General features: G+C 70.7%; 15 protein-coding genes. 6 read left to right on the top strand and 9 right to left on the bottom strand.

Annotated features, from left to right (window positions below; translation table 11 throughout):
- Positions 1 to 40: 40 nt before the first annotated feature.
- Both FKV24_RS01030 and FKV24_RS01025 read right to left on the bottom strand, forming a co-directional pair.
- On the bottom strand, positions 41 to 904 hold the full coding sequence (locus FKV24_RS01030) for an SPFH domain-containing protein (protein ID WP_141480871.1): 864 nt from the start codon (positions 902 to 904) through the stop codon (positions 41 to 43).
- Between the two features lie 126 nt (positions 905 to 1,030).
- Positions 1,031 to 1,963, bottom strand: coding sequence for a hypothetical protein (locus FKV24_RS01025; protein WP_141480870.1), 933 nt, complete (start codon positions 1,961 to 1,963; stop codon positions 1,031 to 1,033).
- 165 nt (positions 1,964 to 2,128) lie between these two features.
- On the opposite strand from FKV24_RS01025, the gene purT reads away from it, so the two are divergent.
- Positions 2,129 to 3,343 carry a formate-dependent phosphoribosylglycinamide formyltransferase gene (gene purT, locus FKV24_RS01020; protein ID WP_141480869.1) on the top strand — a complete coding sequence of 405 codons (1,215 nt, stop codon included), beginning with the start codon at positions 2,129 to 2,131 and terminating at the stop codon, positions 3,341 to 3,343.
- Between the two features lie 62 nt (positions 3,344 to 3,405).
- The gene (locus FKV24_RS01015; RefSeq protein ID WP_111266870.1) at positions 3,406 to 3,687 is read left to right on the top strand and encodes a hypothetical protein; all 282 of its coding nucleotides are present in this window, start codon (positions 3,406 to 3,408) and stop codon (positions 3,685 to 3,687) included.
- Between the two features lie 25 nt (positions 3,688 to 3,712).
- On the opposite strand, the gene FKV24_RS01010 is transcribed toward FKV24_RS01015, so the two are convergent.
- Together FKV24_RS01010 and FKV24_RS01005 are read right to left on the bottom strand one after the other, a co-directional pair.
- Positions 3,713 to 4,924: an endonuclease/exonuclease/phosphatase family protein gene (locus FKV24_RS01010; RefSeq protein ID WP_141480915.1), complete on the bottom strand. Its 1,212-nt coding sequence runs from the start codon at positions 4,922 to 4,924 to the stop codon at positions 3,713 to 3,715.
- A gap of 74 nt (positions 4,925 to 4,998) precedes the next feature.
- Positions 4,999 to 5,823 carry an arginyltransferase gene (locus FKV24_RS01005; protein ID WP_141480868.1) on the bottom strand — a complete coding sequence of 275 codons (825 nt, stop codon included), beginning with the start codon at positions 5,821 to 5,823 and terminating at the stop codon, positions 4,999 to 5,001.
- 208 nt (positions 5,824 to 6,031) lie between these two features.
- On the opposite strand from FKV24_RS01005, the gene FKV24_RS01000 reads away from it, so the two are divergent.
- Positions 6,032 to 6,706, top strand: a complete 675-nt coding sequence (locus FKV24_RS01000) for an EF-hand domain-containing protein (RefSeq protein WP_170288162.1) — start codon at positions 6,032 to 6,034, stop codon at positions 6,704 to 6,706.
- Between the two features lie 118 nt (positions 6,707 to 6,824).
- On the opposite strand, the gene FKV24_RS00995 is transcribed toward FKV24_RS01000, so the two are convergent.
- The 5 genes from FKV24_RS00995 to FKV24_RS00975 form a co-directional block, all read right to left on the bottom strand.
- Positions 6,825 to 7,328 (bottom strand): hemerythrin domain-containing protein, encoded by a 504-nt coding sequence (locus FKV24_RS00995; protein ID WP_141480866.1) that lies wholly within the window; start codon positions 7,326 to 7,328, stop codon positions 6,825 to 6,827.
- A gap of 236 nt (positions 7,329 to 7,564) precedes the next feature.
- The gene (locus FKV24_RS00990; protein WP_141480865.1) at positions 7,565 to 8,797 is read right to left on the bottom strand and encodes an RNA polymerase sigma factor; all 1,233 of its coding nucleotides are present in this window, start codon (positions 8,795 to 8,797) and stop codon (positions 7,565 to 7,567) included.
- Between the two features lie 108 nt (positions 8,798 to 8,905).
- Positions 8,906 to 9,814: a hypothetical protein gene (locus FKV24_RS19435; protein ID WP_211371742.1), complete on the bottom strand. Its 909-nt coding sequence runs from the start codon at positions 9,812 to 9,814 to the stop codon at positions 8,906 to 8,908.
- Positions 9,815 to 9,821: 7 nt separating this feature from the next.
- The gene (gene tesB, locus FKV24_RS00980; protein WP_111266865.1) at positions 9,822 to 10,733 is read right to left on the bottom strand and encodes an acyl-CoA thioesterase II; all 912 of its coding nucleotides are present in this window, start codon (positions 10,731 to 10,733) and stop codon (positions 9,822 to 9,824) included.
- Positions 10,734 to 10,793: 60 nt separating this feature from the next.
- On the bottom strand, positions 10,794 to 11,360 hold the full coding sequence (locus tag FKV24_RS00975) for an N-acetylmuramoyl-L-alanine amidase (RefSeq protein WP_141480864.1): 567 nt from the start codon (positions 11,358 to 11,360) through the stop codon (positions 10,794 to 10,796).
- A gap of 71 nt (positions 11,361 to 11,431) precedes the next feature.
- Here FKV24_RS00975 and FKV24_RS00970 point away from each other — a divergent pair, with 71 nt between their 5' ends.
- From FKV24_RS00970 to FKV24_RS00960, 3 genes are all read left to right on the top strand, one after another.
- The gene (locus FKV24_RS00970; protein ID WP_141480863.1) at positions 11,432 to 11,956 is read left to right on the top strand and encodes an MOSC domain-containing protein; all 525 of its coding nucleotides are present in this window, start codon (positions 11,432 to 11,434) and stop codon (positions 11,954 to 11,956) included.
- A 2-nt stretch (positions 11,957 to 11,958) separates the two neighbouring features.
- A complete protein-coding gene (locus FKV24_RS00965; protein ID WP_111266862.1) occupies positions 11,959 to 12,501 on the top strand; it encodes an alpha/beta hydrolase in 543 nt (180 codons plus the stop codon).
- Between the two features lie 17 nt (positions 12,502 to 12,518).
- Positions 12,519 to 13,238: THUMP domain-containing protein (locus FKV24_RS00960; protein ID WP_249040863.1), on the top strand; the 720-nt coding region annotated here is incomplete at its 3' end.

The following is a 13,238-nucleotide window of genomic DNA, read 5'->3' as shown; positions in this document are numbered from 1 at the left end:
CCGCACACGGACGTGCGGGTTCTCGCGCACGGATGCGCGATCAGTAAAGCGTGCCGGCATTGACGATCGGCTGGGTGCTGCGGTCGCCGCACAGGACCACCAGCAGATTGCTGACCATGGCCGCCTTGCGCTCCTCGTCGAGGTCGACCACGCCGTTCTTCTGCAACTCCTCCAGCGCCATCTCGACCATGCCGACCGCGCCGGCGACGATCCGCGTGCGTGCGGCGATCACCGCGTTGGCCTGCTGGCGCTGCAGCATCGCCTGGGCGATCTCCGGGGCGTAGGCGAGGTGGCTGATGCGCGCCTCCAGCACATCCACGCCGGCCGAGGTCAGGCGCTCGTCGAGGTGCACCTTGAGGCGGTCGGAGATCTCGTTGGGATGACTGCGCAGGGAGATCTGATCGTCCTCGTGCTGGTCGTAGGGGTAGCTGGTCGCCATCGCGCGCAACGCCGCCTCCGACTGGATATGGACGAAGCTCTCGTAGTCGTCGACGTTGAACACCGCCTCGGCCGAGTCGACCACCTTCCACACGATCACCGCGGCGATCTCGATCGGGCTGCCGTCGAGATCGTTGACCTTGAGCCGGCCGCTCTCGAAGTTGCGCACCCGCAGCGACACCTTGCGCTTGCTGTAGAAGGGGTTGTTCCAGCGCAGGCCGTTGTCGTGAACGGTGCCGACGTACTTGCCGAACAGGCTCAGCACCGCCGATTGATTGGGCTGCACGGTGTACAGGCCGGCGAGCATGAAGATCACCCCGGCGATCAGCGGGATGGTGACCAGCAGCAGGGCCGGGCTGTTGCTGGCGACCGCGCGCACCGCGCTGAAGCCGGCCAGCAGGACGATGAGCAGCAGGACCGCGAGCAGCGGAATGCCGGGCAAGGAGCGGATCGGGTTTTCCTTCATGGCGGTGTCCTCGAGTGGATGCCTGATAATTTGATATCAAATTGATATCAAGTCAATAAGAATTGGACAAGCGCTGCCGCCCGGCACCTCCGCTACACCAGACTTCTCTGTGTTTTTATTTTGAAATCAGTCGCTTGCTGGCTCGTCGCCACCGTCGCGGGACGGCGCGCGGATCAGGTAGAGCGGTGCCGGGATGAACTCGCCGGTCGCGAACACACCGCTGCCGTCGCGGTTCCAGCCCATCGCCTCGGCCTGCGGCAGCCATGGCAGGGCCACCAGCGTCGGTGCGCGCGACACCGCCTGGCCCCAGCCTTCGGCGCCGATGCGCGGGTACAGCAGGAGGTCCTTGTAGGTCATCACCGCGAGCGTGCGGCCGTCCGTAGCGACATCGGCGGCGGTGACCTGGTGCTCGACCCGGAGGCGCCGCGAGGCGTTTTCCGGCAGGTCCGTCGCCGGCGTCGGCACCCCGGCCAGCTCGCCGATTGGACTGGCGGTCTGCAGGCCGGTGCCGTACGGCCGCAGCGGCAGCGAGAACAGCTCCGGCGGGGTGCGCTTCTTCGACACCAGCAGGACCTGGCCGGCCTCGGCGTCGACCGCGACCGCCTCGCAGTCGCGTGCGCCGTCGGGCCAGCGGAACGCGATCGACCAGGCCGGGGTCAGGCGCGCGTTCTCCAGCGTCTCCGGCTCCTCGAACACGTGCAGTTGCAGGCTGCGGCGCAGGCCGCCGTTGTCGCCGGTGTCGGCGACCAGCAGATAGGCGGTGCCGTCCAGCTCGAAGCTGGCCATGTCTTCCCAGTCGGTCTTGGTCACGCCCTCGACCCCGAAGGTCGCCAGCCGGCTGCCGCTCTCGTCGGTGGCGAACAGGCGTTCGGGATTGCCGCCGTCGTCGTGCATCCAGATCACCCCGGGATGGCGGCGCGACACGGCGAGGCCGCTGATCTCGTTCATCTGCGGGTCCAGCAGCATGCCCATCCAGCGATGGCCGGGGGCGTCGGCGTCGCTGCCGCGATCGCCGCAGCCGGCCAGCGCCACCGCCAGTCCCAGTGCGATCGCGGCCATGCGCGGGCCGCGTCCGCCGGGCGGGGCGCTCCTGCGATGCGGCGATGGCGGCATTGGCGACATGGCCGAAGGATGGCATGGCCCCGCCGGGCACCCAAGCGGGTCGGGCCGGCGGGCCGTGGAAGTTAGACTAATGCCCCAATTCCCGCCATCGAGGCCCCCGGCATGACCACCCTTGGAACTCCGCTCTCGCCCCACGCCTTCCGGGTCCTGCTGCTGGGCTCGGGCGAGCTCGGCAAGGAGGTCGCGATCGAGCTGCAGCGCTTCGGGGTCGAGGTGGTCGCCGCCGACCGCTACGCCGACGCGCCGGCGATGCAGGTCGCCCATCGCAGCCACGTGCTGGACATGCTCGACGGCCAGGCGGTGCGCGACCTGGTCGCCAGCGAGCGGCCGGCGCTGATCGTGCCGGAGATCGAGGCGATCCACACCCAGACCCTGGTCGAGCTGGAGCGCGAGTTTGCCGAGCGCGGCTCGGACATCCGGGTGATCCCGACCGCGCGCGCCGCGCGCCTGACCATGGATCGCGAAGGCATCCGCCGGCTCGCCGCCGAAACCCTGGGGCTGCCGACCTCGCCGTACCGCTTCGTCGACAGTGTCGAGGACTACCGCACCGCGGTCGCCGAGGTCGGGCTGCCGTGCGTGGTCAAGCCGGTGATGTCGTCCTCCGGCAAGGGCCAGAGCACCCTGCGCGGCGAGGCCGATATCGAGACCGCCTGGGACTACGCGCAGACCGGCGGCCGCGCCGGCGCCGGTCGCTGCATCGTCGAGGGCTTCATCGACTTCGACTACGAGATCACCCTGCTGACCGTGCGCCACGCCGGCGGCACCGCGTTCTGCGCGCCGGTCGGCCACCTGCAGCGCGACGGCGACTACCGCGAGAGCTGGCAGCCGCAGCCGATGTCGGCGCGCGCGCTGGAACGCGCGCAGCGGATCGCCCGCGCGATCACCGACGATCTCGGCGGTTGGGGCCTGTTCGGGGTCGAGCTGTTCGTCAAGGGCGACGAGGTCTGGTTCAGCGAGGTCTCGCCGCGTCCGCACGATACCGGCCTGGTCACCCTGGCCTCGCAGGTGCTCAGTGAGTTCGCCCTGCATGCGCGCGCGATTCTCGGTCTGCCGATCCATGCCGATGGCGACGGCTGGATTGCCCATGTCGGCCCGACCGCGTCCTGCGCGGTGCTGGCCCAGGGACATGGGGTGCCGGTGTTCTCGCACGTCGACGCCGCCCTGGCCGCGCCGGGCACCCAGCTGCGCCTGTTCGGCAAGCCCAGGGTGGAGGGGCAGCGCCGGGTCGCGGTCACCCTCGCGCACGGCGCCGACGTCGACGCGGCCCGCGCCGTTGCGCGCGAGGCGGCCGAGCGGCTGAAGGTCGAGCTGCGCTGATGCCATGCCGGCAGGCTGGCCGGCGACTACCGAGTACTGTTCGAACCGATCAAGGAGATCCGATGAACGACACCCGCGGGTATGCCGTGTTCCTGTTTCCCCAGGCCGTCGAAGCGCTTGGAGGCGCGATCAAGCCCTATCTGCAGGGCGAGGTCGGCGGCGAGCACGTGATGTGCCGCGAAATCGACACTGGTGGCGCCTTCATCAAGATGATTCTCGACGGCCGCACCGAGAAGGGCGAGATGGTCGAGCTGGAGCTGATGGTGCCGGCCAGCATGGTGCGGATGGTGGTGTCGGCGCGCAACGAGGAATCCTTCGGCTTCGGGCCGCGCTCGGCGCACTGAGCCGCCGGGCGCCCGCCGTCGGCACTCAGCGCCCGCTCGCGCCGTCGCTGCTCCACTCGACATCGACCCACACCAGGCGGTGGTCGCTGGCGCCGACGAGCTCGGCGCCGGGCTGGTCGGGCTGCGGCCAGTACACGCCGCTGTCGCGCACCGCCATGCCGGTCGACGGCAGCACGTAGTCCAGTCGCAGCGTGCCCACGCGCTCGCCGTAGTCGCCGGTCGCGTGCGCGGGGGCGCCATGCCGGGAGATGCTGCGATAGCGCGCGGCCGCCGCGACCGCGCCGTCGCTGCGCGGGGTCGGCATCCGCGCCACCCGCGGATGCTCGAGCAGCTCAAGGATCGCGCCATGGTCGCCGTCGCCATCGGACGGGTCGTTGTTGAGGTCGCCGACGATCACGAAGCGGGCGTCGGCACCGAGGCCGCCGCAGCGCCCGGCGTCGTCGCACAGCCAGGGCGCGTCGGAGCCGTCGATGTATTCGCGCCAGAGCCGGATTTCGTCGGCGTTGCGCGCGCCGTTGCGGTCCTCGGGGCCGTCGAACACCGGTGGTGTCGGGTGCGCGGCGAGCACGTGCAGGGTGCCGCCGGGCAGCTTCACCGGCACGTCCCAGTGCGACTTCGACGACAGCCGCAGCTGCGACCAGATCGACGGCGGATAGTGCGCCGCGCCGGTGGCCGGATCGTGCGGCTGGCGCGCATTGGGCATCGCGCTCCACTTCAGTGCTTGGAAGGTGCGCGCCGCGTCGGCATCGATCGGGTGCTTCGACAGCACCAGCATGCCGTACTGGCCGGGATGCAGGCCGTAGCCCCATGCATCGTTGCCGCGCGCGCGGCCGTCGCCGCCGACCTCGCCGTTGCCGTCCAGGTCCAGTCCGCTCGGCACCCCGGTGTTGACCGGGGCGAGGTAGCGGTACGGATAGCGCAGCGGCTCGCCGCCGCCGGGCTGGGCGAGCTCCAGATAGCGGCGCTGGAACAACTCCGCGGCGCGGTGGCCGTCGTCGTAGTCGAACTCGTTGAGCAGGACGATGTCCGGGCGCACGCGCTGCAGCACCGCGGCGATCCGCCCGGCATCGGCGTCGCCGCGTTCGAGCCGGGCGATCAGGCCGCCGGTGGCTTCGTCGTAGAGCGAGGTGTTGTAGGTGGCGAGGCGGAGCGGAGTCGTCGGTCGGGCGGTCATCGGTTCTGCGGGGGCCGGGGCGCGGTGCGCCTGCACCCGCAGGCAACCGGCCAGCGCCAGCATGGCGAGACCGGTGGCGAGGGTTGCGATGGCAGAGGCGGTGCGCTGGGGCGTCAGGAAGCGGCTGTGGATGCGGGTCATGCGGTGCCGGAGTCGTTGTCGTTGGGAGTGCCGCCGACCGGCGCGGTGCCGTCGTCGAGCCGCTTGTTAGGTGCGCCGTCGGCTTCCTCGAAGGCGTGCCAGCCGCGTCCGTCGAAGCTTTCCAGCGGATGGAACCGGCGCTTGTAGTCCATCTTGGCGTGGCCGGCGATCCAATAGCCGAGGTAGAGGTGCCTGCGGCGCTCGCGGCGGGCCCACTCGATCTGCCTGAGGATCGCCAGCGTGCCGAGGCCGCGTTGCGTGAAGTCGGGGTCGAAGAAGGTATACACCGCCGACAGCGCATTTTCGGTGACATCGGTGACCGCGACCGCGAGCAGTCGGCCCGGACGCGGCGGGCCGGCCTCGCGCAGTTCCATGAAGCGGCCATCGCTCCAGCTGCCGACCAGGAACTGGTCGAACTCGACCGCGCCGTGTCCGTCCATGCCGCCGCCGGCGTGGCGCGCGGCCAGGTAGCGCCGGTACAGCGCCAGTTGCTCGTCGGTGCGCACCGGCTGGCAGATCCGCATCTCGATGTCGCGGTTGTGCTTCAGGCAGCGGCGCTGGCTGCGGCTTGGCCGGAAGCGGTCGACCGGGATGCGTACCGCCACGCAGGCGCGGCAGCCGTGGCAGTGCGGCCGGTAGACGATGTCGCCGGAGCGGCGGAAGCCCCATTCCAGCGCCAGCGGATAGCGTTGCGCCAGGCGCGGGTCGCGCGGATCGAGCACCAGGTCGCGCGCGGCGCGCTCGGGCCAGTAGCCGCAGGCATGCTCGCCGGTGTGGAACAGGCGCAGGTCGTTGTCGTCGGGGGCGGGTGTCTTGCCCATGGGCTCAGTCTAGGGCCTGCGGGGGCCGTTGGTGCGGATCGGGCGGTCGTCCGCTGTCCATTGCCTGAATCTGCCTGAATCGTTCCGGCGCGCCATCGAATCCTCGTTGTCAACGCAAACGGTGCGCGGACGTTGATGGGGACAACGGCGCATGCAGTGCAGTCCGAATACGCCCTCATCCGACGCGCCGAGAACCGGAGATCACCCGATGAAATCTTACAAGCACGTCCGTTCCATCCCCGTGGTCGCGACCCTGGCCGTCGCCACCCTGGTCGCCATCGCCGGCACCGCATTCGCCGCGGGCGCCGAGGACGACATCGTGGCCGGCTGGCGCGGCCCGCAGCAGCGCATGGCCCGGCTCGATACCAACGGCGATGGCGCGATCGACCGCAGCGAGGCGGCCGCCGCGCCGCGTCTGGCCGAGCACTTCGACAAGCTCGACCGCAACGGCGACGGTCGCATCGACGCCGGCGAGCGGCCGGCGCGCCGTGGCCACCACCGCGGTCGCGGCGGCCGTGGCGGACACGGCGGCATGCAGCGCATCGTCGCGCTCGACAGCAACCAGGACGGCCGCATCAGCAAGGCCGAGGCCGCCGACATGCCGCGATTGGCCGAGCATTTCGACGACATCGACGGCAACCGCGACGGTTACATCGTCCGCAGCGAGTTGCGCACCCACCACGAACGCAAGCGCGCCGAGCGCACGGCCAAGGCCGCCGAGCGTCGCGAGGCCAGGTTCAAGGAGATCGACAGCAATGGCGATGGTCGCCTGAGCCGTTCCGAAGTCGAGGCCGGCATGCCGCGCATGGCCAAGGCTTTCGCCTTCATGGACGAGAACCGCGACGGCTACCTGAGCCGCGAAGAGTTGCACCCGAAGCGTTGAGGCCCGGGCCCGGCGCCGGCCGCGGAGGCGGCGCCGGAACATAAAAAGACGCCGGCCGGGCATCGTGCCCGGCCGGCGTCGTCATGATGGTGCCGCGGTCGCGGCGGCCGTGCCCGGATCAGGCCGACTGGTAGAGCGGGTACAGGTTGCTCTCCTCGCGCTCGATGCGCTGGGCGAGCAGGGCGCCGACCGCGCCGTAGTCGGCGACGAACTGTTCCCGGACCGTCGCGTCGAACGCGGCGAACTGGTACTTCTTGACGAAGTCGACGACGCCGCGCGCGATGGTGTTCATCTCGCGGCGGAAGTCGCGCATCAGGTCCATGTCGTGCGCGTCCGGGAGGTTCTGTTCCAGGTACACGTAGAACCGCACGTTCTCGGTCAGGATGTGGGCCTCGAAGCGGGTCTTGAAGTTGACCAGCTCGCTGCGGATATCGCCGAACTGGCCGGCTTCCAGCAGGGTGCCGATGCGCTGGTAGAGCGCGACGAGTTCTTCGTGATCACCCTTGAGCCGCTCGATCAGCGTCGGGTCGTAGCTGATGCCGCGTGGCGTCCCGGCATGATGCGTCGCTACGGGCGCCGGCTGGGACTCCTTCTTGCCGAACAGCCTGTCAAAAAAACCCATGGTGGTGCTCCCCTGTTAGGTTGGCGCTGAATAGACAGCCCAGTATCGACACTGTCGGCCGCAGGTGCTGCGACCAACAGGTGGATATGTGATCAATAGCGCAGTTTGCCGTCGTCCGGACCGGCCTCGATGCACGATCGCACCCCCCAGATTCCCGCAGAGTCGCCGCTGCGTCGTGAAGGCGTCGTCAACTCCGCATCATCGACATCGCCGATCCCGTGCGACGACGCGATGGTTCAAGCGTTGAAGCCACCGCTTCTACATATCGCCCAGGCCATTCCCGCGATGGCGATCAGACTGGCGACGGCCATCGCCTTCCGGCCCAGCATGTACGGATACCAGCGGAGCAGGCGGCGGTTGGCCGGATCCTGCAGCATCGGTGCCATCAACCGCTGCATCGGTACCAGCCACTGATAGTTGATCACCGCCAGCCCCGCCAGCGTGACCGCGCTCAGCGGCGCCCAGCCGCGCGCCGACTGGCTGGTCAGCATCATGGCGACCGCCCACACCGCGGCGGTGCTGGTATGCATCCAGAAGAAGCGGTGGATGCGGCGGCGGTCGTCGGTGTTGCGCGCGAAGCGCAGCATGTACCACAGGGTGAACGCCCAGCCGGCGAGGCCGCCGATCGCGCCGCCAATGAAGGCGCCGCTCGCCGACGCGCCGTGGAACAGGGTCTTCAACGTCATTGCCAGCGATCCTCCGGCAACGCCCCCGGACATGCCCGAGCCGACCACGGCGCCGCTGCCCAGCTTGCCGACACCTCCGCCGAGCAGGCCGGAACCGATCGCAGCGGCCGCGCTGACCGCCGGCGAGGCCAGTGCCAGTCCGCCGATCACGGTGGCGGTGAAGGCCGCGCCGGGCGCGCTGCTGCGGGCGAACTCGCCGAACCGCGCCAGCATCTGTTCGCGCACCTGTGCCCGCGCCCGCGACAGGCGCTTGCGCACGGCGGCGTCGCTCAGGCCGAGCAGGGCGGCGACCTGCTTCGAGCGCTGACCTTCGCGGTAGTACAGCAGCAGGGTTTCGCGGCTGTCTTCCGGCAGCGCCGAGATGATGTCGGCGGCGGCCCGCTCTTCCTCGGTCTGCAGCATCCGTTGGGCGGGCGAGGGCGACGGGTCGGCGGCGATGTTGATCGCCACCTCGGCGCCTTCGCCGGTCATCGGCCGGTGTCGTGCCGCGCGCAGGTAGTCGCGGGCGAGATTGCGGGTGATCTGGCGCAGCCAGGGCAGGAAGCTGGCGTGGTTCTTCAGTGTGTCCAGGCCCTGCCAGGCCTTCAGGAACGCCTCCTGGGCGATGTCCTCGCTGGTGGGCACATCGCGCACGATCGCCAGGGCGATCGCGGTGACCGGGCTCTGGCAGGCGACGACGATCCGTGCGTAGGCGTCGCGGTCGCCGCGGCGCGCGGCGGGCAGGTGGGTTGCGATCAGGCGGTCGATCGGGGCGTCGGAGTAGAGGGCCGGATGGGCGCTCATGGCGGGCTCGTGGGGCGTGCGGCATGCACGGTCGCAACCAGGACGGGCCGGCGCGGCGAATGTGACCGCCGGCGACGCCGGCCCCGGTCGCACCCCCGCGGCAATGGATCAGATCGCGACGTCGCGCGGCACCGCGGTCACCTGCCAGCGGTCGTCGATCCGGCGCACTTCCAGGGTGCGGTAGTTGGCGAACATCCGGTGGTGATAGGCGCTGAAGTCGGCGACGCCGGCATCGGCGGCGGAAGGGCGGAAGTAGCTGACGTCGACGATCAGTGCCGGCTGGCCGCTGGCGGCATGGGTGCTGCCCTCGGTTTCCTCGGCATTGCGCACGCAGGCGGAGGCGGAAACCAGTCGCAGCGCACTGCCGGCCGGCAGCGCCGCCTGCAGCGACTCGATCATCGGCGCCGGCGCATCGCGGCCGTCGATCGACAGGCAGGCGATGTCCAGGCGCGACCGCGGCAGTTCGCGGGCGAAGATCGCCTCGGCGACCGCGGGCGGGGTGGCTCGGGCGCTGCCGTCGAACGGCGGTTCCAGTGCCTGCGAGGGGGCTTGCGGCGTGTCCGGCGAGGTCTCGGGCGCCGGCGCCGCCGCTTCCGTTTCCGCCGCCGCCTGCGGCTGCGGCCGGTTGCGGATCATCGATACCGTCATCACCCCGGCGGAGACCAGCAGCACGGCCAGCAGGCCGTACTTGATCCGCACGACCCGGCGTCGGCGCGCATCGGCCTGGGCGACCTGCGCATCATCGCCGCGGAAGGTCGCGACGAAGCTGTCGCGATGGCGGGTGGAATCGATCAGGCCGGCCTCGCGCAGGATCTCGCGGGCGCGGACCTGGTCGTCGGACTTGACCACCCAGACCGCCGGCTTGGGCACATCGGCGTCGCGATAGCTGAAGGTGCCGCGACGGTTGCCGCGATAGGACCGGCCGTCGGTGATCCGCACCTCGATGCAGGCGTCCTCGAGCAGACGGGCGACGCCTTCGACGTTCTCCAGACGCGGGCTGCTGAATACCTGGCGCATGCGGGCCTCAGCCCTTGGCCGGAACGTGGCGCGCGGCGTCGGCGTCGGCGACCACCCGGATCAGACCTTCCTGGGCGGTGCTGGCCACCAGCCGGCCCTCGCGGTCGAAGATCTGTCCGCGCGCCAGGCCGCGACCGGCCTGTGCGCTGGGGCTGTCGATCGAATACAGCAGCCAGTCGTCGGCGCGGAACGCTCGGTGGAACCACAGCGCGTGGTCGAGCGAGGCCATCTGCACGTTCGGCTGGTAGTAGCTGATGCCGTGCGGGAAGGTCGCGGTACCGAGCAGATGGAAGTCGGAGGCGTAGGCGAGCAGGGCGCGATGCAGTTCGGGCGCATCGCCAACCCTCTCCGCGAGCTTGAACCAGACCTGCTGGAACGGCGGACGCTTGGGCGGATTGAGCTCGTCGCGCGGATACACGTGGCGGAACTCGAACGGGCCGCCGCGCGACAGCCAGCGCTGGATCTTGGTCGGCAGCTTGGCCATCACCGCGTCGGGCACCGGCGGTGCCGGGGCGATGTCCTCGGGCATCGGCACCTCGGGCATCGACAACTGGTGCTCGGCGCCGGATTCCTCCTTCTGGAACGAGGCTGCGAGGAAGAAGATCGGTTGGCCGTGCTGGATCGCGGTGACCCGGCGCACCGAGAAACTGCCGCCGTCGCGGGTGCGATCGACCTGGTAGACGATCGGCGCCTCGATATCGCCGGCCTTGAGGAAGTAGGCGTGCAGCGAATGCGCCGCGCGCGGCTCCTTCATCGTCGCCTGCGCGGCCGACAGCGCCTGGCCCAGCACCTGGCCGCCGAACACGTACTTGGTGCCGATGTCGCGGCTCTGGCCGCGGAACAGGTTGTCCTCCAGGCGTTCGAGCGACAGCAGCTCGACGAGCTCGTGGACGACGGGTTCGGGGGCGGCGGAAGTCATGCGCGGGCATCGACGGCAGGGCGGGCCAGTATAGCGGCCGCCCCGGCGGGGCCGGCCGCCTCAGGGGGACGGCAGGCGCCGCAGCGGCAGCGCGGCCAACACCCGCGCCCACGGGAACATCGGCCCGGGGTCGCGCTTGCGGCGCACGAGCAGCGAGGGATCGTCGCGGGCCTCGATCTCGTCGGTGTCCAGGTCCTCGTGGCCGGCGATCAGTTGCAGCGAGGGCAGTTGCATGCGCAATTGCCCGATCAGGCCGGTCAGGCTCGCGATCTGGGCATCGCCGTAGGGCTCGTCCATCGCCTGGTGGGCGGCGTCGTGCCAGTGCGGCCAGCGTCCCCGGTTGACCAGCTCGATGCCGATCGAGCGGGCGTTGTAGCCGCGCACGTGGTGGGCGATGCGGGCGATGTCGACCCATTGCTGCACGCTGCCGTCGCGGTCGACGTAGAAATGCCCGCTGTTGCCGGTGCCGCTGCCGGGGTAGTGGATGCGCTCGCCGAACTCGCGGGCGATCGCCAGATCGGGCAGCTCGGTGCAATGGATCACCACCAGATCGATCGTGGCGGTGTCGCGTGCCTGCAGGCGGTCCTGGTAGGGCAGGGGCGCATGAACAATGGAGGGAGCCGGCATGGCCGGATGCTACCATCCGCTCCCGGCTTTGCCGTGCCCCGGGCACGCCGCCGCGCCTACCGGAATCCGCCATGTCCCAGCCCCCCGCCGACTCCGCACTCGGCAAACTGATGGCCAACCTGCCCCGCGCCGGGCGGGTCGAATGGATCGGCCTGCGTCCCGCCCGCGACGTGCCGATGCAGGTCGTCGACCGGGTCGAGGCCTGCGCCGGTGGCGGCCTGGCCGGCGACCGCTATGGCGGTGGCAGCGGCAAGCGCGGGGTGACCCTGATCCAGGCCGAGCACCTGCCGGCGATCGCCGCGCTGGCCGGCCACCTTGTGGTCGAGCCGATGACGCTGCGTCGCAACCTGGTGGTCTCGGGCATTCCGCTGGTCGCGCTGAAGGGGCGCCGCTTCCGCATCGGTGGGGTGGTCCTGGAAGGCACCGACCCCTGCGACCCGTGCTCGCGGATGGAAGACGCGCTCGGTCCCGGCGGCTACAACGCGATGCGCGGCATGGGCGGTTTGTGCGCGCGGATCGTCGAGGGCGGCGCGTTCGGGCTCGGCGATACGGTGGAGGCGCTGCCGGCCAGCGCCGACGGTGGCGGGAACGATTGAACATGCGCGGGCACTGCATTCTTTCCCACGGTTTCGAGAGCGGCCCCGACGCGACCAAGGTCACCGCCCTGGCCGAGGTCGCCGAACGGTCGGGCTGGAGCCACGAGCGACCGGACTACAGCGACCTGGATGCCCGCCGCGAGGTCAGCGAGCTGGGCGACGTGCCGGCGCGGCTGCAGCGCCTGCTCGCGCTGGCGGATGCCGCCGCGGCGCGCGGGCCGCTGTTGCTGGCCGGCTCCAGCCTGGGGGCGTGGATATCCGGGCAGGTGTCGCTGCGGGTCCCGGTGGTGGGCCTGTTCCTGATGGCGCCGCCGGTGCGGATGGGCGAGGCGCCGCGCCTGGATGGCGCCGCCGTGCCGACCTCGATCGTCCACGGCTGGCACGATGAGCTGATCCCGGCCGCGGAGGTCGTTGGCTGGGCGCAGTCGCGCGATGCCCGCCTGCTGCTGGTCGACGACAGCCACCGTCTTTCCGGTCACGTCGAGGCCAGTGCCGAGGCCTTCGCCGCGCTGTTGCGTTCGCTGGACGGAGCCGCCCGCGCATGAACGCCGATATCGCGAACATGGGCGCCGACCAGCGCTTCTTCGCCAGTTGCGGCAAGGGCCTGGAATACCTGCTCGCCGACGAGCTGCTCGCGCTGGGCTGCGCGTCGGCGAAGGCGACCATTGCCGGCGTCAACGCCGTGGGTTCGCTGGCCGATGCCCAGCGGGCGGTGCTGTGGTCGCGGCTGGCCAGCCGGGTGCTGTGGCCGTTGACCGAGTTCGAATGTCCGGACGAGGCGGCGCTGTACGCCGGCGCGCGCGCGATCGACTGGGCTGCGCATCTGGAACCGCGCCACGCGATCGCGATCGATGCGCACGTTTCCGGCACCGCGATCACCCATGCGCGCTACGCCGCCCAACGGGTCAAGGACGCGGTCGTCGACGCGATGCGCGATACCACCGGCACGCGTCCGGACGTCGATCTGGAGATGCCCGATCTGCGCCTGAATCTGGTCGTGCGCAAGGGCCGCGCGATCCTGTCGGTCGACCTGGGCGGCGGACCGCTGCACCGGCGCGGCTGGCGTCGCCAGCAGGGCGAGGCGCCCTTGAAGGAGACCCTGGCCGCGGCGGTGCTGCTGCGCGGACAGTGGCCGAAAGTCCAGGCGGCCGGTGGCGCGCTGCTGGATCCGATGTGCGGCAGCGGCACCCTGGTGATCGAGGCCGCGCTGATCGCGGCCGACGCCGCGCCCGGGCTGTCCCGCTACGAGGGGCTGGCGCCGACGCGCTGGCGCGGGTTCGAC

It is taken from the genome of Marilutibacter maris, from assembly GCF_006546735.2.
Lineage (GTDB): Bacteria > Pseudomonadota > Gammaproteobacteria > Xanthomonadales > Xanthomonadaceae > Marilutibacter > Marilutibacter maris.
This window is presented reverse-complemented; position numbering and strand designations above follow the sequence as displayed.

What these genes read in the sequence shown, in the direction of transcription:
- tesB (WP_111266865.1), bottom strand. Translation starts at nt 10,733, where the DNA reads ATGACTTCCGCCGCCCCCGAACCCGTCGTCCACGAGCTCGTCGAGCTG.
- FKV24_RS01005 (WP_141480868.1), bottom strand. Translation starts at nt 5,823, where the DNA reads ATGGGCAAGACACCCGCCCCCGACGACAACGACCTGCGCCTGTTCCAC.
- FKV24_RS01000 (WP_170288162.1), top strand. Translation starts at nt 6,032, where the DNA reads ATGAAATCTTACAAGCACGTCCGTTCCATCCCCGTGGTCGCGACCCTG.
- FKV24_RS00995 (WP_141480866.1), bottom strand. Translation starts at nt 7,328, where the DNA reads ATGGGTTTTTTTGACAGGCTGTTCGGCAAGAAGGAGTCCCAGCCGGCG.
- FKV24_RS19435 (WP_211371742.1), bottom strand. Translation starts at nt 9,814, where the DNA reads ATGCGCCAGGTATTCAGCAGCCCGCGTCTGGAGAACGTCGAAGGCGTC.
- FKV24_RS00990 (WP_141480865.1), bottom strand. Translation starts at nt 8,797, where the DNA reads ATGAGCGCCCATCCGGCCCTCTACTCCGACGCCCCGATCGACCGCCTG.
- FKV24_RS01030 (WP_141480871.1), bottom strand. Translation starts at nt 904, where the DNA reads ATGAAGGAAAACCCGATCCGCTCCTTGCCCGGCATTCCGCTGCTCGCG.
- FKV24_RS01025 (WP_141480870.1), bottom strand. Translation starts at nt 1,963, where the DNA reads ATGGCCGCGATCGCACTGGGACTGGCGGTGGCGCTGGCCGGCTGCGGC.
- FKV24_RS00975 (WP_141480864.1), bottom strand. Translation starts at nt 11,360, where the DNA reads ATGCCGGCTCCCTCCATTGTTCATGCGCCCCTGCCCTACCAGGACCGC.
- purT (WP_141480869.1), top strand. Translation starts at nt 2,129, where the DNA reads ATGACCACCCTTGGAACTCCGCTCTCGCCCCACGCCTTCCGGGTCCTG.
- FKV24_RS01010 (WP_141480915.1), bottom strand. Translation starts at nt 4,924, where the DNA reads ATGCTGGCGCTGGCCGGTTGCCTGCGGGTGCAGGCGCACCGCGCCCCG.
- FKV24_RS01015 (WP_111266870.1), top strand. Translation starts at nt 3,406, where the DNA reads ATGAACGACACCCGCGGGTATGCCGTGTTCCTGTTTCCCCAGGCCGTC.
- FKV24_RS00970 (WP_141480863.1), top strand. Translation starts at nt 11,432, where the DNA reads ATGTCCCAGCCCCCCGCCGACTCCGCACTCGGCAAACTGATGGCCAAC.
- FKV24_RS00965 (WP_111266862.1), top strand. Translation starts at nt 11,959, where the DNA reads ATGCGCGGGCACTGCATTCTTTCCCACGGTTTCGAGAGCGGCCCCGAC.